Source organism: Corynebacterium sp. UD i78 (genome assembly GCF_056280545.1).
The window spans coordinates 90646-115541 of sequence record NZ_JBWCED010000001.1 but is presented as its reverse complement, the minus strand read 5'-3'; the positions used below and the strand labels follow the sequence as shown (position 1 = coordinate 115541).

The window sequence follows — 24896 nt, the reverse complement described above, 5'->3', positions numbered from 1 at the left end:
TGAGGAGTCCGCAGTGCCCATCGGTGACGGACCACTGATCGTCCAGTCCGACAAAACCGTCCTGCTCGAGATCGACCACCCGGCCGCCGCCGAAGCGCGTATCGCCCTGGCCCCGTTCGCCGAGCTGGAGCGTGCCCCCGAGCACGTCCACACCTACCGCATCACCCCGCTGGCACTGTGGAATGCCCGCGCCGCCGGGCACGACGCCGAACAGGTCGTCCACGTCCTCGAGACCTACTCCCGGTTCCCCGTGCCGCAGCCCCTGCTCATCGACATCGCCGAGACCATGGACCGCTACGGCCGCCTGACGTTGGCGACGTCCCCGGTGCACGGCCTGGTGCTGGAATCCTCGGACCCCGCGGTGCTCGCCGAGATCCGGCGGCACAAGAAGATCCGGCCGATGCTCGGCGAGCAGATCGACGCGGACACCGTCATCGTCCACCCTTCCGAGCGTGGCCGGATCAAGCAGGAACTCATCAAGGTCGGCTGGCCGGCCGAGGACCTTGCCGGCTACGTCGACGGTGAGGCGCACCCCGTCGAGCTGTCCACCGAGCACGAGCAGTGGGAGCTGCGCGACTACCAGGAGATGGCCGCGGAATCGTTCTGGTCCGGCGGCTCCGGTGTGGTCGTGCTGCCCTGTGGTGCAGGCAAGACGATGGTCGGTGCCGCGGCGATGGCGAAGTCGAAGACGACCACGTTGATCCTCGTCACCAACACCGTCGCAGGACGCCAGTGGCGCGATGAACTCATCCGCCGCACGTCGCTGACCGAGGACGAGATCGGCGAGTACTCCGGAGAGCGCAAGGAGATCCGCCCGGTCACCATCGCCACGTACCAGGTCGTCACCCGCAAGACGAAGGGTGTGTTCCGCGCGCTGGAACTGTTCGACTCCCGTGACTGGGGTCTCATCATCTACGACGAGGTGCACCTGCTGCCCGCGCCGGTGTTCCGGATGACCAGTGACCTGCAGTCGCGGCGTCGGCTGGGGCTCACCGCCACCCTGGTGCGCGAGGACGGCCGGGAGGACGACGTCTTCAGCCTCATCGGCCCGAAGCGGTACGACGCACCGTGGAAGGACATCGAGTCGCAGGGCTTCATCGCCCCGGCGGACTGCACCGAAGTGCGCGTCCAGCTCGGCGACAACGACCGGATGATCTACGCCACCGCCGAGCAGAACGAGAAGTACCGGCTGGCGGCGTGTTCGCCGGTGAAGACCGATGTGGTGCGCAAGATCCTGGCCCGGCACGCCGGCGAGCCCGCGCTGGTCATCGGCGCCTACATCGACCAGCTCGAGGAGCTCGGCGAAGAGCTGGACGCCCCGGTCATCGACGGGAGGACGCCGAACAAGCGCCGCGAGGAGCTGTTCGACGCCTTCCGCGCCGGTGAGCTCAGCGTCCTCGTCGTGTCGAAGGTCGCGAACTTCTCCATCGACCTGCCGGGTGCGTCGGTGGCGATCCAGATCTCCGGCACCTTCGGCTCACGTCAGGAGGAGGCGCAGCGGCTGGGACGCATCCTGCGTCCGAAGCCGGACGGGTCGGCGGCGTATTTCTACTCCGTGGTCACCCGTGACACACTGGACGCCGACTATGCCGCCCACCGCCAGCGCTTCCTCGCCGAGCAGGGCTACGGCTACCGCATCATCGATTCGATCGACCTGTAGAGGTCACGAGGTTCAGAGGGTTATTCCAGTGACCGAGTTCAACTTCACCGTGGACGAGACGTTCGCCCGCACCCACAACGAGTTCTTCCGGGACGCGAAGCGGTTCCAGTGGTCCGCGGGAATCCTCGGGATCCTGTTCCTGGTGGCGACCGTGGTGCTGGTCCTCATCGGGTCGGGACTGACCGTGGTCATCGGCATCGCGACCGGCATCATGGCCCTGCTGTGCTTCATCATGGTGCCGGTGATGCCGAAGCAGCTGGGTTCCCCGCAGTCCTACTACGACCGCTACAACCTGGTGCCGACCGTCGTGGCGAAGGTCAATCCGCGCGATGTCGTCCTGCTGTCGCTGGTCGACACCGCGGTGCCCGGCACCGGTGAGCCGTCGACTCCTGCGCTGGCGGTGCGGACCGTGACCTCGGTGCCGGGGATCCGGCGGGTCGTCGGCGAGAAGGTGCCGTCGGTGGCGGTCACCGGTATGCGGACGACCCGCAACCGGAACCACTGGGAGGAGATCTCCCCGATGCCGGTGGCCTGGGGGACGAAGGACCGTGCGGTCATCGCCTCGGCCGAGAAGGCCGTCTCCGACCGGCAGTGGAAGAAGCTGGAGGGGCTGGTCGGACGCGTCGACGAGGTCTCAGCCTCCAAACGCCGACTGATCGAGCTGTAGGTCGGAGCGGCCCCGTCAGCCCCATCCGTCCCACCTGCCCCGGTAACACTCTGACGGATTCCCTGTGGCGCAGACCACGCTGATGCATTAAAGTTTAGATTGTTCAACAATCTTCCCCTGGCGAAGTCCATGCCGTCACAGCACAGCACCACAGGAGGCCCACCATGACCGTGATCGACCTCAACTCCGACCTCGGCGAGACCACCGACGGTGTCGCCGTCGCCGACGACCACGCCATGATCCAGCTGGTCACCAGCGCCAATGTCGCCACCGGGTTCCACGCCGGTGACCCGCACTCCATCGCCGACACGGTCCGGGCCGCCGCCGGGAAGGGTGTCACCGTCGGCGCCCACATCGGGTACAACGACCCGGCGAACTTCGGCCGCACCCCCGTGGAGGTCGACCCGTCCCAGCTCGCCGACGAGGTGCTCTACCAGATCGGTGCGCTCGAAGCCCTGGCCCGCCGCTACGGCACCGCCGTCCGCTACGTGAAACCGCACGGCGCCCTCTACAACACCATCGTCCACCACGAGGCCCAGGCCCACGCCGTGATCGACGGCATCCACGCCTTCTCCGCGGACATCCCGGTCATGCTGCTCCCGGGTGGCGTCGCCGTGGACATCGCCGAGCGGAAGGGGCTGCGCGTCATCCGCGAGGCCTTCGCTGACCGCAACTACAACCCGGACGGCACCCTGGTCTCCCGCACCCTGCCGAACGCCGTCGTCACAGACCCGGAGTTCGTCGCCGCCCGCGTCCGCCAGGTCGCCGAAGACGGCTCCGTCACCGCCGTCGACGGCACCGTGGTGAAGGTGGACGCCGAGTCTGTCTGCGTCCACGGCGATTCGCCGGACTCCGTCGCCCTGACCCGGAGCATCGTGAAAGCACTGGTCAAGGACGGCATCGAGATCAGGAGCTTCCTGTGACCGTCCCCACCTCAGTCCCTGTTCATCGCGTCGGGACGCGGGCTTTGCTCGTCGACCTGCCCGATCTCTCCACCGCCATGGCCTGGCACACCGCGCTGAGCAGCGCTCCCCTGCCGGGCCAGACCTCCGTCGGCGCCGCCGCACGGACCGTCCTGGTCCGGTTCAGGTCGGCTTCCGCCACGGACACCGCCCGGTGCGTCCTCCCCGGTTTTCTTCCGGGGGACGCCACGGCCACTGAGCCGCGGGACATCACCGTCGACGTGATCTACGACGGTGAGGATCTCGACAGCCTCGCCGGGTCCCTGTCGATGACCCGCGACGGACTGATCGACTGGCACACCGGGACGACCTGGACCGCGGCCTTCGGCGGCTTCGCCCCCGGCTTCACCTACTGCGTCCCGGAGGACGCCACCCGTGCGCTCGACGTGCCGCGTCACCCGTCGCCGCGTCCGGCGGTCCCCGACCGTTCCGTCGCCCTGGCCGGGGACTTCTCCGCGGTCTACCCACGCACCTCACCGGGTGGCTGGCAGCTCATCGGCTCGACGACGCAGCCCTTCTGGGACGACATGGCCGAGTCCCCTGCCCTGCTCTTCCCCGGCGACCGGGTGCACTACCGTGCTGTCACCGAGCGGGTCGAGGTCACCACATCCACGAAGAAGTCCGCGGTCAGCGGGGTCCGCCGTCCGGTACTGCGCATCGATGACCCCGGCCTGCAGGTCCTCGTCGAGGACGCCGGACGCCACGGGTTCGGCGATCTGGGTGTCACCGGCTCCGGTGCAGCCGACCGTGGGTCCGCACAGGCCGCGAATGAGGCGCTCGGCAACAACCGGGATGCCGCAGTGCTGGAGAACATCGGTGGGCTGACCCTCAACGCACTGGTCGAGACCGTTGTCGTCGTCACCGGAGCCGTCGCCCCGGTGAGTGTGGACGGACGCGCGGAAGACCGTGGCGTCCCGCTGCTGCTGGGCGCCGGATCCGCACTCACCGTCGGCAGCGCGACCGAGGGTCTGCGCAGTTACATCGGGGTGCGCGGCGGTGTCGTGGCCGAATCCGTGCTGGGGTCGGCCTCCACCGACCTGCTCTCCGGACTGGGCCCGGCCCCGCTGGAACAGGGTGACACCGTGTACGCCGGCCCGGCGCGTGGCAGTGTCCGCCGGGTCGATGCGCCGGTGCGCACCGACGGCGTCCTGCGGGTCGTCCCCGGTCCCCGTGACGGGTGGTTCGCCGGGGGTGCCGAGGCCCTGACCGGTGCGACCTGGACCGTGAGTGCGACCTCCAACCGGGTGGGCCTGCGGCTCACCGGCGAGAATCCCGTCGTGCGCGTCCATGAGGGCGAACTGCCCAGCGAGGGCATGATCGCCGGTTCGATCCAGGTGCCGCCGAACGGCGAACCGGTCGTGTTCCTCCGCGACCATGCCGTCACCGGCGGCTACCCCGTCATCGCCACCGTCATCCCCGAGGACCTCGACGCCGCCGCGCAGCTCGCGCCCGGCGCGCAGGTCACCTTCGTCGAATACCAGGAGCTGCCATGACTACCGTCCTCATCGCCAACCGTGGCGAGATCGCCGTCCGGATCGCCCGCGCCGCCCGTGACCTGGGCATCCGGTCGGTCGCCGTCTACTCTTCAGCCGACGCCGACGCACTGCACACCCGCGTCGCCGACGAAGCCTGGGCGCTGAAGGGTTCCACCGGTGCGCAGACGTACATGAACAGCCCCGCGCTGCTGGACATCGCCGCCCGCGTCGGTGCGGACTGCGTCCACCCCGGTTACGGCTTCCTCTCGGAGAACGCGGACTTCGCGCGTGCCGTGGCGGACGCCGGGATGACCTGGATCGGCCCGACCCCGGAGACCATCGACACCCTGGGCGACAAGATGGCCGCCCGTCAGCTTGCGGAGTCGGTGGGAGCACCGCTGGCCCCGGGCACCTCCGAACCGCTGCAGTCCTGGGAGGAGGCGCACGCCTTCGCTGAAGAGCACGGTCTGCCTGTCGTCATCAAGGCCGCGTTCGGCGGTGGCGGTCGCGGGCTGAAGATCGTGACCCGCGAGGACGGGCTCGACGCGGTGGAGGACGCCTTCCTCTCCGCCGGCCGTGAGGCGGGCGAGGCTTTCGGACGCACCGAGTGCTTCGTCGAGAAATTCCTTGAGACCCCGCGGCATGTCGAAGCCCAGGTCCTGGCGGACACCCACGGCCATGTCTCGGTGGTCGGCCTACGGGACTGCTCGACGCAGCGTCGATTCCAGAAGCTCGTCGAGGAGGCACCGGCGCCGTTCCTGACGACTGGTCAGCGTGAGCAGATCACCGAGGGGGCGAGGTCGATCTGTGCCGCGGCCGGATATGTCGGTGCGGGCACGGTGGAGTTCATCGTCGCCGCCGACGGGACGGTCTCCTTCCTGGAGGTCAACACCCGTGTGCAGGTCGAGCACCCGGTCACCGAGGTGACCAGTGGCGTGGACATCGTCGCCGAGCAGTTCCGCATCGCCTTCGGGGAGACATTGAGCTGGGTTGCTGCGGGTGAGCCGCTGGATCCGGCGTCCTCCGGCCATGCCATCGAGTTCCGGATCAACGCCGAGGACGTCGCCAACGGCTTCGTCCCCTGCCCCGGCACGGTGACCGAGTTCCGCGTCCCGACGGGTCCGGGTATCCGGGTGGACGCCGGGGTGGTCTCCGGTTCCACGATCCCGGGGTTCTACGACTCGATGCTCGGCAAGCTCATCGTGTGGGGTCCGACCCGGGAGGTCGCACTGCGCCGTGCCGAGGCTGCGCTGGACGAGTTCGTCATCTCCGGGGTGCGCACGGTGCTGCCCTTCCACCGCGACCATGTCCGTGCCCCGGAGTTCACCACGGCAGCTGCTGACGGATCGACATGTGAGTTCGGCGTCTACACCGACTGGGTGGACTCCCACTATGTTCCCGGTGCCGCGACCTGCGGAGACAACGGCGACATCGAGGACGCCTACCTCGAGCGCACCGAGATCTCGGTGGAGATCGACGGGCGGCTGCACCGGGTCGGGATCCCGGCAGGTGCACTGGGCGCTGTGGCGGACTCCACTGCGTCCACTGTGTCCACTGCGTCCACTGCGTCCTCGTCATCTACATCCGGCACCCCGGTGACCTCGCCGTTCGACGGCACCGTCGTTGAGTGGAAGGTCGCCGACGGGGCCCAGGTCAGCAAGGGCGACACCATCGTTTCCGTCGAGGCGATGAAAATGGAACGCGCAGTCACCGCCCCGGCTGACGGCGTCCTCCACATCGCGCTGAACGCCGGCGAGCATGCCGGACGTGGCGCGGTGCTGGGGGCTGTGAAGTAGGGCCCGCGTTCCGTAGCGTGGGCGGTATCCGCTGACAGACACCACCCATGCACCGACGGGAACCGTGATGAGAGACCTGGTCTACTTCGTCGCAGTATCACTGGACGGATACATCGCCGCACCGGACGGGAGCTTCGACGCCTTCCCGGTCGAGGGCGACCTCATGCCTGTCCTGCTCAGTGAGCTCGCCGACGCTGTCCCAGCCCATGTCCTGTCCGCGATCGGGATGGACGCTCCGCTGGACAGGTTCGGCACGGTGATCCAGGGCTGGAACAGTGCCGCAGTTTCGGATCCGGCGTCATCGTCGAGGAGTACCGACGGAGCGACCACTGACCAGAACCCCTCGGCCACCGTCAGAAGGCTCAGATAGACTGACCGCCATGCGTGCCCAGTCCGTCGCCGCCGTCCTGCGACATGCCGTGTCCGCCGGTGAATACTCCCCCGGCGAGAAGCTCAACGAAGTCGCCGTCGCCGACAAGCTGGGGATCTCCCGCAATACCCTGCGTGAGGGATTCGCCTCCCTCGCCGCTGACGGTATCGTCGACCGGATTCCCAACCGGGGCGTCTTCATCGCGTCCCCCGGCGCCGAAGACATCCGGAATCTCTACCGGGCGCGTGCCGTGGTCGAACCCGGCGCGCTGCTGTGGGGGGACGCCCTCGATGTGGATGCCCTTGACCGGGTCGTCACTGACGCCGAAGTGTCAGAATCCACGGATTCGCCGGAATCCGCAGTTGAGACAGCTGAGACCGCCCTGGCGAACCAGCTCTTCCACCGGACCGTCGTGGAGTCCGCCGGTTCAGGCCTGCTCAACGAGGAGATGGACCGGCTGCTCGCCCGGATGCGCCTGGTGTTCCTCACTGTGGAGCGGGTCCGACCCGGCCTGCACGGTGAGTTTGTCCCGGTGAACCGGCAGATCGTCACTCTGCTGCGTGCCGGCGACCGTGCAGGAGCAGCATCGGCACTCCGGGCGTCCCTCGTGGAGACCGGGGAAACCCTGGCGTCGACGGTCAGTCCGTGAGCATTCCGGTGTCCCCGGACTCCAGGAACTCCAGGACGCAGTCCCGGTACGGCGCAGTGTCAATCCCCTGCTCAGCGAGCCAGACATCCGCGTAGTACTTGTCGAGGTAGCGCTCGCCGGAGTCGCAGATCAGCGAGACCACGCTGCCCTGCTCCCCCGCGTCCTTCATCTCGGCGACCAGACGCAGTGCCGCCCACAGGCCGGTCCCGGTCGAACCGCCGGCGCGGATCCCGGTGACCTGCTCCAGGGCATGGACCGCACCGATCGCCGCGGCATCCGGCACGCTCGTCATCCGGTCGACGACCCGGCCGGTGAAACTCGGCTCCACGCGCTGGCGTCCGATACCCTCGATCCGGGACGGGGCATCCGTGGTCAGGGCGCGGTCGTTTGTCGACCAGGCGGGGAAGAAGGCGGAGTTCTCCGGGTCAGCCACGCACAGCCCGGTCATCCGGCCGGTGTAGCGGACGTAGCGGCCCAGGGTCGACGACGTGCCGCCCGTGCCGGCGGTCGCGACGATCCAGCGTGGATCAGGGAAGCGCTCCATCGACATCTGGCGGAATATCGACTCGGCGATGTTGTTGTTCCCGCGCCAGTCCGTCGCCCGCTCCGCGTAGGTGAACTGGTCCATGTAGTGCCCGCCGGTCTCCTCGGCGGTCTGCGCCGCCACCGCGTAGACGGTGGATGCATCATCGACAAACCGCACCTCGGCCCCGTAGGACCTGATCAGACGCACTTTCTCCGCACTGGTGGATGCAGCGACGACGGTGATGAAGGGGACGCCGATGAGCCGTGCGAAGTACGCCTCGGAGATCGCCGTGGATCCGGAGGACGCTTCGACCACCGGTGCGTCCTTGCGGATCCAGCCGTTGGCCAGACCGTAGAGGAACAGCGACCGGGCCAGCCGGTGCTTCAGCGAACCGGTCGGGTGGGTGGTCTCGTCCTTGAGATAGAGGTCCACGCCCCAGTCATCCGGCAACGGCATCTTCAGCAGATGGGTGTCCGCCGAGCGCTGCTGGTCAGCCTGGACCTTACGGATCGCCTCGGCGGCCCAGCGTCGGGCGTCGGCGTTGTAGCGGTTGATGTCGTGGGGCTCAAGCGCGGAACTCATGCAGGCCTACCGCCCCGCCAGCCACGCCGCATCATCCGAGACGCGACGACGCCACACCTCCGGCACCCCGATGATGTGCTCGGAGAGGTACTCCGCGTACTCGAGACCCGACCCCGCCGCAGGGGCCGTGACCTCACCGGGCACTCCGGCATGCGCCCCGAACCAGTCGAGCACGGCCTGTGCCGCCGTCCCCCGCGAATCCTCCGACGCCACCGACACACGCGTCGGCACACCGGACAGGTCGTAGGACAGATCAGCCGGAATCCGCGGCGTCATGGCCAGCAGGAAGGCGGCGTCCTCCACAACCTGCGCGGCCACCGTGAACCCGGAGCCGAAGGTCACCAGGCCGACCCGGTCCGGTGCCGCCGGCGACGCCGCAGCCACACCCTCACCCACGAACTCCCCGGCACGCTCACGCACCTCCGCGAACGCCGCCGCCACCGCGTCCTCCGTCGCCGCCGGCGTTCCGTCACCGTAGCCGGGCAGCGGGTAGATCAGATCGACGACCGTCACCCCGGACTTCTCGGCCAGCGCGGCGAACAGCGGCAGCCACAGCTGGTCGTGCGATTCCGCGTCGCCGAACCAGCCCGGACCGCCGTGCAGACTCACCGCGACCGCACCCGTCGGCTCCGACGGACGCAGTACCGTGCCCCGCAGCCCCGCCACCGACACCTCGTCAGCCGACGGACCGGTCTTCAGGAACGCCACCCCCGGCATCGCGTGGTCGAGCCCCGCACCGAGCACCAGCAGACTGCAGTGCGTGATGAGGTCCGGCACCCGGGCCCACATCCGCTCCGTGGCGTCCTTGAGCTCCGCAGAAACCGACAGACCCGCACCTTCGTCAGTCGTCAGTGAGGTGAAGATCTCCGGGTAGGAGTCACTGAAGTTCTGCAGCAGCAGATCGAGCTGCGCCCGGGGGCTGAGCTTGTCGTGGCCGACCATGGCGTCAGCCGGATGACCCTTCGGCAGGTCAGCGGGGTCGGTGGCCACCAACGGTTCAACGAAATCAGGGGCCTCGTCGGTCGCGGTCAGCGGGGTGGGACGTATCAGCTCAGTCATGACGTCCATAGTATGGCGGGCATGACTGATCACCACCCGGCGACTCCTCCCACCCACCACCCGGCGACTCCTCCCACCCACCACCCGGCGCACCGCGTCGCGGGCATCGGCCCGACCATCTTCGCCACCGTCACCGCCGAAGCCGTCCGCACGCAGGCCGCGAACCTGGGTCAGGGATTCCCGGACGACGACGGCCCCGCCGAGATGCTGCGCATCGCCGCCGACCAGATCACCGGCGGGAACAACCAGTACGGCCCCGGCCCCGGCGACCCTGCCCTGCGCGAGGCCGTCGCACGTGACCGGCGCGACCGGTGGGGCCAGCAGGTCACCGCCGACAACGTGCTGATCACCGTCGGCGCGACCGAGGCCATCGCCGCGTCCGTCCTCGGCCTCGTCGATGAAGGACGCCAGGTCGTCACCCTCGAACCGACCTATGACGCCTACACCGCATGCATCGGCCTGGCCGGGGCGACCGAGCGCCCTGTCCGACTGCAGCTGGAGCCGGACAGCGACGGTGTCCGCCGCTGGTCGCTGGACCGGGTGGCTTTCGCCGAAGCCGTCGCCGAGGACACCACCGCCGCCGTCCTGCTGAACACACCGCACAACCCCACCGGCACGGTGCTGTCCCGCGCAGACCTGGAGTTCATCGCCGACTGCGTGCGCGGCACCGGCACCGTCGTGATCAGCGACGAAGTCTACGAGCGGCTGGTGTTCAGTGAGAGCGGTGAGGAACACGTCCCCTTCGCCACGCTGCCGGGGATGGCCGACCAGACGGTGACGATCTCCTCGGCGGTCCAAGAACTTCAACGTCACCGGCTGGAAGACCGGCTGGGCGATCGCCTCCCCTGACCTGCTGGGACCGGTCACCGCCGCGAAGCAGTTCCTGACCTATGTGGGTGTGACTCCGCTGCAGCCGGCGGTGACGTGGGCGCTCGACAACGCCGACGACTGGTCGGACGGCTGGCGCGAGACCCTCCGGCAGCGCAAGCACACCCTCGTCCATGCACTGGAGGACGCCGGCATGGAGGTCCTGGGTTCCGACGGGACCTACTACGTCATCACCGACATCGCCCCGCTCGGACTGACCGGCGTGGGCGGGCAGCCCATGTCCGGCGAGGAGTTCTGCCGGCGTCTGCCGGGGGCAGTGGGTGTGGCCGGCATTCCGGTCACCGCTTTCGTCACAGCGGACGCCGCCGCCGACCCGACCGACCCGGTACACACCCTCGTGCGCTGGACGTTCTGCAAGAACGACACCACCCTGGCGACCGCTGCCGGGCGGCTGAAGGACGGCGTCCCGGGACAGGCTGACCGGGGGCGAATAGGGTTCACTGAACCGCTCGGTCTATTATTCACCACTGAGTAACACACCGCTGCCGCATGACCACTGCGCACTACCACTGAGGAGCACCCATGGCCGACAAGATCCGCACCACACACGTGGGCTCACTGCCCCGTACCCCTGAACTGCTTGAGGCGTACGCCCGCACCACCGACGGGTCGATCGAGAAGGCCGAGTTCAACGACATCCTCCAGTCCTCCGTAGACGATGTCGTCCGCCGCCAGCACGACCTCGGCATCGACATCATCAACGACGGCGAGTACGGCCACCTCTCCTCCGGAGCCATCGACTTCGGCGCCTGGTGGTCCTACATCTTCCCCCGGCTCGCCGGACTGGAACTCGTCGACGAGGAGGAGCCGGCCGTCCGCTCCACCCCCGGCAACATCCGGCTGACCAGTTTCCCGGACCGGCGCGACTGGACCCTGTTCCGTGACGCCTACCAGGACCCGGAGTCCGGCGTCCTCGGCGGCAAGCCCGGCGGCTTCGCCCACCCCGCCATCACCGGCGAGCTGTCCTACGTAGGCCAGGACGCCGTCGCCGCGGACGTCGACGGCCTCACCGCTGCCCTCGGCAAGGCCGGTCACTCCACAGAGGACGCCTTCGTCGCCGCCGTCTCCCCCGGCTCCGGAGCCCGCCTGCTCAACAAGTTCTACGACACCGAAGATGAGCTGCTCGACGCCGCCGCCCGCGCCCTCAACGAGGAGTACCGGGCTATCACGGACGCCGGATTCACCGTCCAGATCGATGCCCCTGACCTCGCCGAGGCCTGGGACCAGATCAACCCGGAGCCGTCCATCGCCGACTACCAGGCCTGGATCGGCAAGCGCATCGACGCGATCAACACCGCCCTCGACGGCATCCCACGAGACAAGGCCCGGCTGCACATCTGCTGGGGCTCCTGGCACGGCCCCCACACCACCGACGTGCCCTTCGGTGCCATCGTCAAGGAGTGTCTGCGCGCCAATGTCGGCGGCCTGACCTTCGAGGGTGCAAGCCCCCGCCACGCCCACGAGTGGCGTGTCTGGTCCGAGCACCAACTGCCGGAGAACACCCTGATCTACCCGGGTGTCGTCTGCCACTCCACCAACGTCGTCGAGCACCCTCGCCTGGTGGCCGACCGGATCCTGCAGTTCACCGACATCGTCGGCCCGGAGAACGTCATCGCGTCCACCGACTGCGGCCTGGGCGGACGTCTCCACCCGCAGATCGCCTGGGCAAAGCTCGAGGCGCTCGTCGAAGGGGCGGCCCTGGCGTCCCGCGAAATCTACGAACGCTAGAGTTCCACCCTGTAGATATCACCGAAAAGTACCCGAGAAGCACCTGAGAAGAGGACGCAGTACATGGTCAACAAGATCCGTACCACCCACGTGGGTTCCCTGCCCCGTACCCCTGAGCTGCTGGAGGCCAACCAGACCTTCGCCGCCGGGGAGATCACCCGCGAGAAGTTCCTGGAGATCCTCCAGAACAGCGTCGACGAGGTCGTCGCCCGCCAACACAACCTCGGCCTGGACATCATCAACGAGGGCGAGTACGGCCACATCACCTCCGGTGCCGTCGACTACGGCGCCTGGTGGAACTACACCTTCACCCGCCTGGGCGGCCTGACCATGACCGACACCGACCGGTGGGCCAACGCCGAGGTCGTGCGCTCCACCCCGGGCAACATCAAGCTCACCAGCTTCCCGGACCGTCGTGACCGCGCCGCCTTCAACGAGGCCTACGAGGACCCGGAGTCCGGCATTTTCACCGGCCGCGCGAAGGTCGGCAACCCGGAGTTCACCGGCCCGGTGACCTACATCGGCCAGCAGGAGGTCGACGCCGATGTCGACCTGCTCACCAGAGCCCTCGACAAGGTCGGCCACAACCGGTCCGACGCCTTCGTCGCCGCCATCGCCCCCGGCTCCGCCGCCCGCCTGGCCAACAAGGCCTACGACACCGACGAGGAGCTCGTCCAGGCCTGTGGCCAGGCACTCTCCCACGAGTACAGGGCCATCACGGACGCCGGCTTCACCGTGCAGTTCGACGCTCCGGACCTCGCCGAGGCCTGGGACCAGATCAACCCGGAACCGACCGTCGCCGACTACCAGGCCTGGATCCGGATCCGCATCGACGCCCTCAACGACGCGATCAAGGACCTGCCCAAGGAGCAGACCCGCCTGCACATCTGCTGGGGCTCCTGGCACGGCCCCCACACCACCGACATCCCCTTCGGCGACATCATCGACGAGGTGCTGCGCGCCGAGGTCGGCGGCTTCACCTTCGAGGGTTCCAGCCCCCGCCACGCCCACGAGTGGCGCGTCTGGCAGGATCACGAGCTGCCCGCCGGTTCGCTGATCTACCCGGGAGTCGTCTGCCACTCCACCAACGTCGTCGAGCACCCCCAGCTCGTCGCCGACCGCATCACCCAGTTCGCCGAGGTCGTCGGCCCGGAGAACGTCGTCGCCTCCACCGACTGCGGCCTGGGCGGACGCCTGCACCACCAGATCGCCTGGGCGAAGCTCGAGTCCCTGGTCAAGGGTGCCGAGATCGCCTCGAAGCAGCTTTTCGGCTGATCAGGCACCGGGTCACCCCCGGCGTTCTCCCCGGCCCCGGCGGCGCCGCACCTGGCACTGTCGGGGCTCGGTGTATCCGCGGTGAACCCCCGCACATCAGGCGTGGCTACGCATATGGACACCCCGCTCGGAAAGCACGACGTTCCACCTGTGCGCACCCGGATCCTCCGCACCCTCACCGGCGCTGTCGTCGCCGGCGGCCTGGCCGTCAGCCCCGCTGCCTGTTCCTCTGACGACGATGACAGCTCGAACGGCTCAACCAACGCCGACAGCACCTCGAGCAGCTCGACCGACGCCTTCCCCCACCACCGGGCCGGGGAACGAGAAGATCGCGTCGATGCCCGCAGGCCTACGACTACGGCATGGACAAGATGCCACCGATTCTCGAGGAGTACGTGGCCGAGTAGGCCCGTACACCCCGTAAAGCCGGTCCCGCCACGCAGCCGGCTATTCCGCCACCGCATCCAGCGGTGGCGTTTTCGCTGCCCGCACCGCCGGTGCCAGGGCGGACACCACCCCGACCACCACGGACCCCACCAGCACCCCGGCTACCACGGCCCAGGGGACGATGACAGTCGTCAGACCAACGTCCTCGAGGACGCCGAGGACCGCGAACCCCGCCCCGAGTCCGGTGAGAACACCCACCACTGCGCCGTAGAACGAAGTCATCACCGCTTCGACCGTGATGGTCCGGCGGATCAGCCCCCGGGTCGCCCCGATCGCCCGCAGCATGCCGATCTCGCGGCGTCGTTCGGCGACGGAGAGTGCGAGAGTGTTCGCCACCCCCAGCACCGCGACGATCACAGCCAGCGCGGACAGTGCGTAGACCACCGCGATGATCCGGTCGATCAGCTCTGTCTGGCGTCCTGCGAACTCCGCCGGGGTCTGCACCACCACCGACGGGGAGGACGCCGTGGCGTCCTCCAGCTGTTCACGGAGCGTGTCCGTGTCCACGCTGCCGTTCCCGGTGACGGCGACCGCCAGGGTGCGGTGCCCACCGAGACCACGGTCGCCGGGAGCGAGCCGCCAGAACGCCGTCGAGCTGACGACCACGTCGCCGAGAAGACGGGAATGACCGTACGTGCCCTGCAGCGGCAACCAGCTGGTGAACGACTGGCCGGGGACACCGACCTCCACGAGATCCCCGATCTGCAGTCCGTGCTTTTCGGCGAAGGACGCGGACATCGTCAGCCCTTCCCCCGAGGACAGGTCGAGGTCGCCGGTGACCTCCCCGACGTCGAGGGCGGTGGTCGGATCTCCCTTGCTCACAGACACCAGGTTCACCCCGTCCTCCGCCGTACCGACGACGACCGGGGCCTTGCCGACGGAGTAGACCGAGCCGACGCCCGGCGTCTCACGCACCGCCGCACTCGCTGTTCCGGGGACAGGGTCGCCGGTCAGGCCGTCGACCGCTCCGACGACGAGGTCGGCGGTGACCTCCGTGGTGACCGTCTCCTCGACGGCGTTGACCACGGAAGCACCGAGCATTCCGGTGACCGTCGTCAGGGACAGGCCCAGGGTGAGCGCGAAGGCGGTGCCGGCGGAGCGGGCAGGGGTTCGAGATACCTGGGCGGTGGCCAGCCGTTCTGCCGGCCGTCGGTGCGGCAGACAGTTGAGCACCCTGGTGACCGTCCCGAGAATCGCCGGGGATGCCAGGTACACGCCGAGGAACCCGGTCACCGCACCTGTTCCGGCGAGGGAGGCGCGGGACGAGGTGACCGCGGCGTCCCGGGACAGGGCGATACCGCACAGCGCGATCCCGGCTGCGAGCACCACGGCACCGGCGACTACGCGCCAGGGAGCGGTACGCTGCTGTGGAGCATCCGCCCGACGCAGTGCCTCCAGCGGGGCGACGTGTCCTGCCTTACGTGCCGGGAGGAGTCCACCGAGCAGCGTCACCACCGTACCGACGATCAACGGGATCACGATGGTCACCGTGGAGACCTCAGGGGTGGCGATGTCGACGCTGTCGGACATGGAGCGCATGACGCGGAGCAGGGCGTTGACGGCCCCCACACCCAGCAGGACGCCGAATCCCGAGCCGACGATCCCGCAGAGGAGAGCTTCGCCGAGCACCGAGCCGGTGACCTGGCGTCGGGAGACACCCAGGGACCGCAGCAGCGCGATATCCCGGTGCCGACGGGCGACGGTCATCTGGAAGGTGTTGACGATGGTGAAGAGTGCCGCCAGCAGGGCGACACCCGCGAACGCGTAGAGCAGATAGCGGACAAACCCCAGGGCGGACTCTGTGGCGTCCTGTGACTCTTCGACGAGCTCGTCGCCGGTGCGCACATCCGGCAAACCGCGGTCGGGGCTGTCGAGCGCAGCACCGATGGCGTCCATGGTCTCCTGCGTGTCCGCATCCGGTGACGGTTCGACCAGGAGCGCGGGGAGTCCGGATTCCGCATAGCGTGCCGTGAAGTCCCCCAGATTCACCGCCAGTTCGATACCGGTGCCGGTGCTCCTTTGCTCGGTATCCGGCGTTGTCCCTGCGACAGTGAGGTCGTAGTCCTCGCTGCCGTCGTTGACATGGACCAGGCTTCCTACGGCAAGCCCACCTCTGGCCGCGTTCTCGGAGACCAGGACCTCTCCCGGTGCCGGACCGGGACTGCCGTCCGAGGCCGCCGGCCCCACAGCATCCTCCGGCGAGTACCAGGGGACGACGTGGATCCTGTCTTTTCCACTGTCGACCGCGCTGCCGTCCGCTGCGGTGACGAGGACGCTACGTCGGTCGTCGATGTTGACGCGGTCGACCTCCGGAAGTTCACCGACGACGGTCGGACTGTCCGGTGCGAGAGAGGGATGGCCCTCGGCCGGGCGGACGACGAGCGGGACGCCCTCGTACTCGGAGGACATCATGGTGGACACGGTGCCGTTGAGCACGCCCGAGAGCATCTGTGAGCCGGTGAGGAAGGAGACCGCGACGGCGACGGCGCTGACCGTGAGGATCAGTCTGCCGAGATGACTGCGGAACGTCCGCAGGGTGACGCGCAGGACGGCCATCAGTGCGCGTACCCCCGACGAGGGATCTGGAGAGGCTCCGGACGAAGGACTGGTCGCTGACGCGGAGTGACGTGGCATGGAGAGAGTCGGTCATCCTTCATGGTCGGCCACCTGCGACCGGAGGTGAGGGGCCGGTCGAGGCAGGTTCGTTCAGCGCGTGAGGACGCTGCAGACCTCTCCACTCTAGTGGTCCCCGCACTGCGACGCCGGTAGATGAGGCCAGAGCGGCACCGCGATCCTGCCGTGACCGCACATCGCGTCAGACAGGACCCGAGACCGCACGGAACTGAACCCACAACGCGCGAAGTCACTACTTCGCCGGATCCATGCCCGGCTATGGTGGTCCAACCCCCACCCCACAACAGCCCACCCCCAGGCACCATCCGGGTACACAGAAAAAGGGGCCGGGCCCGGCCGACCACCCCACAAGATGACCGACCAGACCCGACCCCCACACACGCACAAAAAAGAAGAGTGGAAGAACAATCCCAAGATCGTTCTCCCACTCCTCAATTCCAAGTTGAATGCCGGCGGCGTCCTACTCTCCCACACCCTCCCAGGTGCAGTACCATCGGCGCAGGCAGGCTTAGCTTCCGGGTTCGGAAAGGGACCGGGCGTGACCCCACCGCTAAAACCACCGACAAAACACACGAAACAACACACACCCAACCACCACAGTGGCCAGTATGCCGTGCCATTCCAGACACTGCACAGTGGACGCAACATACGCTTCAATCAACACAATCAAGCACAACGCTCTTAATGCAGCGCTCGGCCAATTAGTACCGGTCACCTCCAACACTCACATGCTGTCCAGATCCGGCCTATCAACCCCGTAATCTACAGGGAACCTCAAACGAAACCTCATCTCGAAACAGGCTTCCCGCTTAGATGCTTTCAGCGGTTATCCCTCCCATACGTAGCCAACCAGCCATGCCACGGGCGTGACAACTGGCCCACCAGAGGTATGTCCAACCCGGTCCTCTCGTACTAGGGTCAGCCTTTCTCAAGTTTCAACGCGCACGGCGGATAGAGACCGAACTGTCTCACGACGTTCTAAACCCAGCTCGCGTGCCGCTTTAATGGGCGAACAGCCCAACCCTTGGGACCAACTCCAGCCCCAGGATGCGACGAGCCGACATCGAGGTGCCAAACCATCCCGTCGATATGGACTCTTGGGGAAGATCAGCCTGTTATCCCCGGGGTACCTTTTATCCGTTGAGCGACACCGCTTCCACAAGCCGGTGCCGGATCACTAGTCCCTACTTTCGTACCTGCTCGACCTGTCAGTCTCACAGTCAAGCTCCCTTGTGCACTTACACTCAACACCTGATTACCAACCAGGCTGAGGGAACCTTTGGGCGCCTCCGTTACTCTTTGGGAGGCAACCGCCCCAGTTAAACTACCCACCAGGCACTGTCCCTAACCCAGATCATGGGCCGAGGTTCAGATATCCAATACGATCAGAGTGGTATTTCAACAACGACTCCACAACCACTGGCGTGGCCGCTTCACAGTCTCCCACCTATCCTACACAAACCGAACCGAACACCAATACCAAGCTATAGTGAAGGTCCCGGGGTCTTTTCGTCCTGCCGCGCGTAACGAGCATCTTTACTCGTACTGCAATTTCGCCGGGCCTGTGGTTGAGACAGCAGGGAAGTCGTTACGCCATTCGTGCAGGTCGGAACTTACCCGACAAGGAATTTCGCTACCTTAGGATGGTTATAGTTACCACCGCCGTTTACTGGGGCTTAAATTCTCCGCTTCGGACAAAAGCCCTAACAGGTCCTCTTAACCTTCCAGCACCGGGCAGGCGTCAGTCCGTATACATCGACTTACCGTCTTCGCACGGACCTGTGTTTTTAGTAAACAGTCGCTTCCCTCTATTCTCTGCGACCCACACCAGCTCAGAACCGTAAAAATCCATCACCAGCACGGGCCCCCCTTCTCCCGAAGTTACGGGGGCATTTTGCCGAGTTCCTTAACCACAGTTCACCCGATCGCCTTAGTATTCTCTACCTGACCACCTGTGTCGGTTTGGGGTACGGGCCGAATGTGCACTCGCTAGAGGCTTTTCTCGACAGCATAGGATCACCGACATCCCCGCAAACGGGTACGCATCACGCCTCACCTTTCACGTCGCCCGGATTTACCTGGACAACAGGCCACACGCTTACACCACAATCCACTAAGTGGCTCGGCTACCTTCCTGCGTCACCCCATCACTTGACTACTACCAGCTCAGGTCCCACGCATCCATCAACCACCACAGCCAAAGACCATGGCAGAAAACTTCAGGGCGGTTAGTATCACCGATTCATCATGATCGCACACACACGGGTACGGGAATATCAACCCGTTATCCATCGACTACGCCTGTCGGCCTCGCCTTAGGCCCCGACTCACCCTGGGAAGATTAACTTGACCCAGGAACCCTTGGTCATCCGGCGGATGAGGTTCTCACTCATCATTCGCTACTCATGCCTGCATTCTCACTCGCATAGCCTCCAGCACTGGGTCACCCCGCACCTTCAACGGCCACACGACGCTCCCCTACCAACCCACACACTGGCCAAACCAGAATGCGAGCTCCGCGGCTTCGGCGGTGTACTTGAGCCCCACTACATTGTCGGCGCAGGACCGCTCGACCAGTGAGCTATTACGCACTCTTTCAAGGATGGCTGCTTCTAAGCCAACCTCCTGGCTGTCTTCGCGATCCCACATCCTTTTCCACTTAGTACACCCTTAGGGGCCTTAGCCGGCGATCTGGGCTGTTTCCCTCTCGACTACGAAGCTTATCCCCCGCAGTCTCACTGCCGCGCTCTCACTTACCGGCATTCGGAGTTTGGCTGATGTCGCTAAGATGATAGTCCCGCTAAACCAACCAGTAGCTCTACCTCCGGCAAGAAACACACGACGCTGCACCTAAATGCATTTCGGGGAGAACCAGCTATCACGGAGTTTGATTGGCCTTTCACCCCTACCCACAACTCATCCCCTCAGTTTTCAACCTAAGTGGGTTCGCGCCTCCACGACGTCTTACCGTCGCTTCACACTGGCCATGGGTAGATCACCCCGCTTCGGGTCCAGGACACGCCACTCAACACACTAGTTAGTATTCGCTTTCGCTACGACTACCCCACACGGGTTAACCTCGCGACGTGCCGCTGACTCGCAGGCTCATTCTTCAAAAGGCACGCCATCACCACCACACACAGTGCAGCACGGCTCTGACGGATTGTAAGCGCACGGTTTCAGGTACTATTTCACTCCCCTCCCGGGGTACTTTTCACCATTCCCTCACGGTACTATCCGCTATCGGTCACAATGAGTATTCAGGCTTACCGGGTGGTCCCGGCAGATTCACAGCAGATTCCACGAGCCCGCTGCTACTCGGGGCACCTCGTAACCCAACCACACATGCTTTCACGTACCGGACTCTCACCGTCTACGGCAGGCCATTCCAAACCACTTCCGCTAGCACACATGACCGGGCGACTGACTGTCAGACCAGTCGAACAAGACCCCACAACCCCGACCACGCAACCCCTGACAGGTATCACACATGACCGGTTTAGCCACTCATCCACTTTCGTTCGCCACTACTCACGGAATCACTATTGTTTTCTCTTCCTACGGGTACTGAGATGTTTCACTTCCCCGCGTAACCTCCACACCAGCTATACATTCACCGGCAGGTGACCGCACATAACCACGGCCGGGTTTCCCCATTCGGACATCCTCGGATCAACGCTCAGTTGACAACTCCCCGAGGCATATCGCAGTCTCCCACGTCCTTCATCGGCTCATCATGCCAAGGCATCCACCGTGCGCCCTTAACACACAACACTAAGAACGCATCAGATGAACACAAACCTGCAGAAAAACCACAGAATCAGTATTCACACGACACTTACAAAATTGCATCAAAAAAGAAGATACTCGCGTCCACTATACAGTTCTCAAACAACACAGTCACAAAGGACCCGGAGCACCCACAACCAACCACACACAACCATGCACGACCAGCCACAAGAACCCCAACAGAAACAAACAACACACAGCTGCTGTTCCAGACACCCAACAACGCAACGAACCAAGCAGTCACACAATCACAGACAAACGACCCACAAACGGGCTGATCTCCACCCGGATAAACAAAAACACCCGACGCCCGTATTGACGCGGAATGCACAAAAAATAAAGCTCCTTAGAAAGGAGGTGATCCAGCCGCACCTTCCGGTACGGCTACCTTGTTACGACTTCGTCCCAATCGCCGATCCCACCTTCGACAGCTCCCTAACGAGTTTGGGCCACTGGCTTCGGGTGTTACCAACTTTCATGACGTGACGGGCGGTGTGTACAAGGCCCGGGAACGTATTCACCGCAGCGTTGCTGATCTGCGATTACTAGCGACTCCGACTTCATGGAGTCGAGTTGCAGACTCCAATCCGAACTGAGACCGGCTTTAAGGGATTAGCACCACCTCACGGTGTAGCAACCCACTGTACCGACCATTGTAGCATGTGTGAAGCCCTGGACATAAGGGGCATGATGATTTGACGTCATCCCCACCTTCCTCCGAGTTAACCCCGGCAGTCTCTCGCGAGTCCCCACCATAACGTGCTGGCAACACAAGACAAGGGTTGCGCTCGTTGCGGGACTTAACCCAACATCTCACGACACGAGCTGACGACAACCATGCACCACCTGTATACCGACCACAAGGGAAAACGCATCTCTGCGCCGATCCGGCATATGTCAAGCCCAGGTAAGGTTCTTCGCGTTGCATCGAATTAATCCACATGCTCCGCCGCTTGTGCGGGCCCCCGTCAATTCCTTTGAGTTTTAGCCTTGCGGCCGTACTCCCCAGGCGGGGCGCTTAATGCGTTAGCTACGGCACAGAAGTCGTGGAAGACCCCCACACCTAGCGCCCACCGTTTACGGCATGGACTACCAGGGTATCTAATCCTGTTCGCTACCCATGCTTTCGCTCCTCAGCGTCAGTTACTGCCCAGAGACCTGCCTTCGCCATCGGTGTTCCTCCTGATATCTGCGCATTTCACCGCTACACCAGGAATTCCAGTCTCCCCTACAGCACTCAAGTTATGCCCGTATCGCCTGCACGCCCGGAGTTAAGCCCCGGAATTTCACAGACGACGCGACAAACCACCTACGAGCTCTTTACGCCCAGTAATTCCGGACAACGCTCGCACCCTACGTATTACCGCGGCTGCTGGCACGTAGTTAGCCGGTGCTTCTTCTACCACTACCGTCACTTCCGCTTCGTCATGGTTGAAAGGAGTTTACAACCCGAAGGCCTTCATCCCCCACGCGGCGTCGCTGCATCAGGCTTGCGCCCATTGTGCAATATTCCCCACTGCTGCCTCCCGTAGGAGTCTGGGCCGTGTCTCAGTCCCAATGTGGCCGTCCACCCTCTCAGGCCGGCTACCCGTCGACGCCTTGGTAGGCCATTACCCCACCAACAAGCTGATAGGCCGCGAGCTCATCCTGCACCGAAAAACTTTCCACCACCGACACTAAACGATGGTCCTATCCGGTATTAGACCCAGTTTCCCAGGCTTATCCCGAAGTGCAGGGCAGATCACCCACGTGTTACTCACCCGTTCGCCACTCGAGTACCCTGCAAGCAGGGCCTTTCCGTTCGACTTGCATGTGTTAAGCACGCCGCCAGCGTTCGTCCTGAGCCAGGATCAAACTCTCCATAAAAGCAATAAACCCCATAAAGAGCCATCACTGGCAAAAATAAATATACTGAACTGCTGACATCCAAAAAAATGAATATCCACGCATGCTCCCGGTCGGGGGACCGGGAAACCATGCGCCGGTCACAACAACCGACAGAACAGACCTGAGATTCAGTATTTAACACGCAGTCACCCACGTGCCGGCACCAACCCAAGTCACCATCTGCCGACCATGCGACAAAAAACTTGATTCATCACGCTATTGAGTTCTCAAACAACATCCGCACACCGCTACGGACCAGGTTTGTTCCCCCAGCCGGTCGCGGCGACCTGAACCAATCTACACATGCGCCAGCACCGCCACAACTTCGCTGGTCATGACGCATTTCAGTGCGTCACTCGTCGCCCTGGACGCGTTCAACCTGCGCACCGAGGCGGCACAGGTTCTCGACGAACCCCGGGTAACCGCGGTCGATGTGGTGGACGTCGTAGACCTGGGTCACGCCGTCAGCGCACAGTCCGGCAAGCACCAGGCCGGCCCCGGCCCGGATGTCCGAGCTCCACACCGGTGCATAGCTCAACTGTTCACGACCGCGGATGACCACATGGTGACCGTCGATAGTGGCGTCCGCCCCCAGGCGCGTGAGTTCATCGACGAACCGGAAGCGGGACTCGAAGATGTTCTCGGTGATCACACTCATGCCCTCGCTCACCGTGCACAGCGCAATGGCGAGCGGCTGCAGGTCCGTCGGGAATCCCGGGAAAGGCAGGGTCTGGTAGTCCACGGCAGTGGCGCGACGCTCCTGGATCACCCGGAACCCGGTCGGGTAGGTCTCCACGGTCGCGCCGGCGAGCTTGAGCTTCTCGAGGACAAGATGCAGGTGCACCGGGTCGATTCCACCCACGGTGACGTCGCCCTGCGTCATGGCTGCGGCGTAGGCCCAGGTACCGGCGACAATCCGGTCCCCGACGACCCGGTGCTCCACGGGACTGAGCCTGGGTACACCGGTGACGGTGATGGTGTTCGTCCCCTCCCCCTCGATCTGTGCACCCATCTCCTGCAGCATGTGGCACAGATCCACGATCTCCGGTTCCCGCGCCGCATTGTCCAGCACAGTCTCGCCCTCGGCGAGTACCGCCGCCATGAGGATGTTCTCGGTGGCACCCACCGACGGGAAGTCGAGGGAGATCTCCGCCCCGTGCAGCGTCTCGACCTCGGCGACGACACACCCGTGTTCGATGCGGGTGACCGCACCCATCTTCTCCAGGCCCGACTGGTGCATGTCCAGCGGCCGGCTGCCGATGGCGTCCCCGCCGGGAAGGGCGACCACGGCGTGGTGGCACCGCGCGGTCAGGGGACCGAGGACGCAGACCGAGGCGCGGAACTGACGTACCGGATCGATGTCGGCATTCCAGGAGATCTCCGCCGGCACGGTGACCGTCACGCTGTCCCCGTCGATGTGTGCCTCACATCCGAGCCCCTCGAGCACCTTGACCATGTATCCCACATCAGAGATGTCGGGGATGTTGTGCAGTACCGTCGTCCCCTCGGCGAGAAGGGCGGCGGACATGAGCTTGAGGACGCTGTTCTTGGCCCCGTCCACCATCACAGATCCGACGAGGCGCGCGCCTCCGGTCACCAGGAAATGTTCTTTCACGCCCCCCACCCTAACGGTCCGGCTGGATCAGGGCAGCGCCCCGATGCGTCGTGCGGCGTTGACGGCTTCGTACCGGGTGTGGGCGCCGAGCTTGCGCATCACCGACCGCAGGTAACTCTTCACGGTCTCCGCGCCGATACCCATTTCGTCGGCCGCCTCGACATTGGTGTGCCCCAGAGCCACACAGGACAGCACATCGAGTTCACGGGCGGAGAGCTTGGTGGTCTGCTTGACCCGCACCGGGCTGACCATCTGGTCGCAGAGCACCTCGAGATCGCGACGAATCTCCTCGTCCTCGACCCGGTTGGCGAGCATCCGCAGCCGCGAGTGCGTGGCACGGACCTGCTCCCACTCCGCACCGGACATCGAACGCACCTGCTTGACCGCGGGTTCCCGCGGGCCGGCGTCCGCACGACGCAGGGCACCGTTGACCGCGAGGTCCTGCTCCAGGGTGCGGGCGGTCATGGTGACCTCCTCGAGCACCTTGTCCCCCATGCGGACCGGGGAGTGCACACCGGCGTAGAGGACGCCACGCATGTCACGGCCCACGATGACCGGCACGGCGACGATGGAGTGCAGCCCCTCGTCCCGGATCGGGCGGTCGAACTCGTGGGAGATCGACTTCGCCCGGATGTAGTCGGAGACACCGACCGGCCGTCGGGTCGCCATGACCCGGCCACCGACACCCTGGCCGGCCTCGATGGAGAGGTTGTTCAGGGCCGGAGTCCGCAGACCCACCCACTGGTTGATCACCATACGACCGTCCGACTGGCACGCCCCGAACATCGTGACCGGGATACCGGTCGAGTTCTTGAGGGACGACAGTGCCGACCGGATCGCGTCCTCGTCATCGCGGTGACGCTGCTGCTCCACGGCTCGCCTTTCTC

The 24896-nt window shown here is 65.3% G+C and carries 14 protein-coding genes, 3 rRNA genes and 1 pseudogene; 10 read left to right on the top strand and 8 right to left on the bottom strand.

Annotated elements, in window-relative coordinates; translation table 11 throughout:
- The first annotated feature begins 13 nt into the window (after positions 1-13).
- The 7 genes from ACZ9GM_RS00505 (at position 14) to ACZ9GM_RS00475 (ending at position 7579) form a co-directional block, all read left to right on the top strand.
- Positions 14-1660, top strand: a complete 1647-nt coding sequence (locus tag ACZ9GM_RS00505) for a DNA repair helicase XPB (protein WP_476036967.1) — start codon at positions 14-16, stop codon at positions 1658-1660.
- 28 nt (positions 1661-1688) lie between these two features.
- Entirely contained in the window at positions 1689-2327 is a 639-nt protein-coding gene (locus ACZ9GM_RS00500) for a DUF3239 domain-containing protein (protein ID WP_476036966.1), read from the top strand.
- Between the two features lie 164 nt (positions 2328-2491).
- Positions 2492-3250, top strand: a complete 759-nt coding sequence (locus tag ACZ9GM_RS00495; protein ID WP_476036965.1) for a LamB/YcsF family protein — start codon at positions 2492-2494, stop codon at positions 3248-3250.
- Positions 3247-4782: a 5-oxoprolinase subunit B/C family protein gene (locus tag ACZ9GM_RS00490; protein WP_476036964.1), complete on the top strand. Its 1536-nt coding sequence runs from the start codon at positions 3247-3249 to the stop codon at positions 4780-4782. Before ACZ9GM_RS00495 ends, ACZ9GM_RS00490 begins: the two co-directional genes overlap by 4 nt.
- On the top strand, positions 4779-6560 hold the full coding sequence (locus ACZ9GM_RS00485; RefSeq protein ID WP_291473720.1) for an acetyl/propionyl/methylcrotonyl-CoA carboxylase subunit alpha: 1782 nt from the start codon (positions 4779-4781) through the stop codon (positions 6558-6560). The genes ACZ9GM_RS00490 and ACZ9GM_RS00485 overlap by 4 nt, the downstream gene beginning before the upstream one ends.
- A 67-nt stretch (positions 6561-6627) precedes the next feature.
- Positions 6628-6930 (top strand): hypothetical protein, encoded by a 303-nt coding sequence (locus ACZ9GM_RS00480; protein ID WP_291473719.1) that lies wholly within the window; start codon positions 6628-6630, stop codon positions 6928-6930.
- A 10-nt stretch (positions 6931-6940) separates the two neighbouring features.
- On the top strand, positions 6941-7579 hold the full coding sequence (locus tag ACZ9GM_RS00475; protein WP_291473718.1) for a GntR family transcriptional regulator: 639 nt from the start codon (positions 6941-6943) through the stop codon (positions 7577-7579).
- Here ACZ9GM_RS00475 and ACZ9GM_RS00470 read toward each other — a convergent pair.
- The gene (locus ACZ9GM_RS00470) at positions 7569-8687 is read right to left on the bottom strand and encodes a PLP-dependent cysteine synthase family protein (RefSeq protein ID WP_291473717.1); all 1119 of its coding nucleotides are present in this window, start codon (positions 8685-8687) and stop codon (positions 7569-7571) included. The genes ACZ9GM_RS00475 and ACZ9GM_RS00470 overlap by 11 nt on opposite strands.
- Before the next feature lie 6 nt (positions 8688-8693).
- Entirely contained in the window at positions 8694-9746 is a 1053-nt protein-coding gene (locus tag ACZ9GM_RS00465) for an alpha/beta hydrolase family protein (protein WP_291473716.1), read from the bottom strand.
- A gap of 21 nt (positions 9747-9767) precedes the next feature.
- Between ACZ9GM_RS00465 and ACZ9GM_RS00460 the strand changes: the two are divergent.
- The 3 genes and pseudogenes from ACZ9GM_RS00460 (at position 9768) to ACZ9GM_RS00450 (ending at position 13637) form a co-directional block, all read left to right on the top strand.
- Positions 9768-11068: pseudogene (locus ACZ9GM_RS00460) on the top strand (aminotransferase class I/II-fold pyridoxal phosphate-dependent enzyme).
- Positions 11069-11156: 88 nt separating this feature from the next.
- On the top strand, positions 11157-12362 hold the full coding sequence (locus tag ACZ9GM_RS00455) for a cobalamin-independent methionine synthase II family protein (RefSeq protein ID WP_291473714.1): 1206 nt from the start codon (positions 11157-11159) through the stop codon (positions 12360-12362).
- Positions 12363-12425: 63 nt separating this feature from the next.
- Positions 12426-13637 carry a cobalamin-independent methionine synthase II family protein gene (locus ACZ9GM_RS00450; protein WP_291473713.1) on the top strand — a complete coding sequence of 404 codons (1212 nt, stop codon included), beginning with the start codon at positions 12426-12428 and terminating at the stop codon, positions 13635-13637.
- Positions 13638-14084: 447 nt separating this feature from the next.
- Here ACZ9GM_RS00450 and ACZ9GM_RS00445 read toward each other — a convergent pair whose 3' ends face one another.
- From ACZ9GM_RS00445 to ramA, 6 genes are all read right to left on the bottom strand, one after another.
- A complete protein-coding gene (locus tag ACZ9GM_RS00445) occupies positions 14085-16640 on the bottom strand; it encodes an ABC transporter permease (RefSeq protein WP_476036963.1) in 2556 nt (851 codons plus the stop codon).
- Between the two features lie 525 nt (positions 16641-17165).
- Positions 17166-17282: ribosomal RNA gene (gene rrf / locus ACZ9GM_RS00440) — 5S ribosomal RNA — on the bottom strand.
- 116 nt (positions 17283-17398) lie between these two features.
- A 23S ribosomal RNA gene (locus ACZ9GM_RS00435) occupies positions 17399-20495 on the bottom strand.
- A 362-nt stretch (positions 20496-20857) separates the two neighbouring features.
- Positions 20858-22373: ribosomal RNA gene (locus ACZ9GM_RS00430) — 16S ribosomal RNA — on the bottom strand.
- Together the 16S, 23S and 5S rRNA genes form the textbook arrangement of a ribosomal RNA operon.
- A 373-nt stretch (positions 22374-22746) precedes the next feature.
- Complete coding sequence (gene murA, locus ACZ9GM_RS00425; RefSeq protein ID WP_476036962.1) at positions 22747-24009, bottom strand: UDP-N-acetylglucosamine 1-carboxyvinyltransferase; 1263 nt, start codon at positions 24007-24009, stop codon at positions 22747-22749.
- A gap of 27 nt (positions 24010-24036) precedes the next feature.
- Positions 24037-24882: an acetate metabolism transcriptional regulator RamA gene (gene ramA / locus ACZ9GM_RS00420; RefSeq protein ID WP_014009136.1), complete on the bottom strand. Its 846-nt coding sequence runs from the start codon at positions 24880-24882 to the stop codon at positions 24037-24039.
- Positions 24883-24896 lie beyond the last annotated feature (14 nt).

What these genes read in the sequence shown, in the direction of transcription:
- ACZ9GM_RS00480 (WP_291473719.1), top strand. Translation starts at nt 6,628, where the DNA reads ATGAGAGACCTGGTCTACTTCGTCGCAGTATCACTGGACGGATACATC.
- ACZ9GM_RS00445 (WP_476036963.1), bottom strand. Translation starts at nt 16,640, where the DNA reads ATGGCCGTCCTGCGCGTCACCCTGCGGACGTTCCGCAGTCATCTCGGC.
- ACZ9GM_RS00495 (WP_476036965.1), top strand. Translation starts at nt 2,492, where the DNA reads ATGACCGTGATCGACCTCAACTCCGACCTCGGCGAGACCACCGACGGT.
- ACZ9GM_RS00485 (WP_291473720.1), top strand. Translation starts at nt 4,779, where the DNA reads ATGACTACCGTCCTCATCGCCAACCGTGGCGAGATCGCCGTCCGGATC.
- ACZ9GM_RS00465 (WP_291473716.1), bottom strand. Translation starts at nt 9,746, where the DNA reads ATGACTGAGCTGATACGTCCCACCCCGCTGACCGCGACCGACGAGGCC.
- ACZ9GM_RS00450 (WP_291473713.1), top strand. Translation starts at nt 12,426, where the DNA reads ATGGTCAACAAGATCCGTACCACCCACGTGGGTTCCCTGCCCCGTACC.
- ACZ9GM_RS00475 (WP_291473718.1), top strand. Translation starts at nt 6,941, where the DNA reads ATGCGTGCCCAGTCCGTCGCCGCCGTCCTGCGACATGCCGTGTCCGCC.
- ACZ9GM_RS00455 (WP_291473714.1), top strand. Translation starts at nt 11,157, where the DNA reads ATGGCCGACAAGATCCGCACCACACACGTGGGCTCACTGCCCCGTACC.
- ACZ9GM_RS00470 (WP_291473717.1), bottom strand. Translation starts at nt 8,687, where the DNA reads ATGAGTTCCGCGCTTGAGCCCCACGACATCAACCGCTACAACGCCGAC.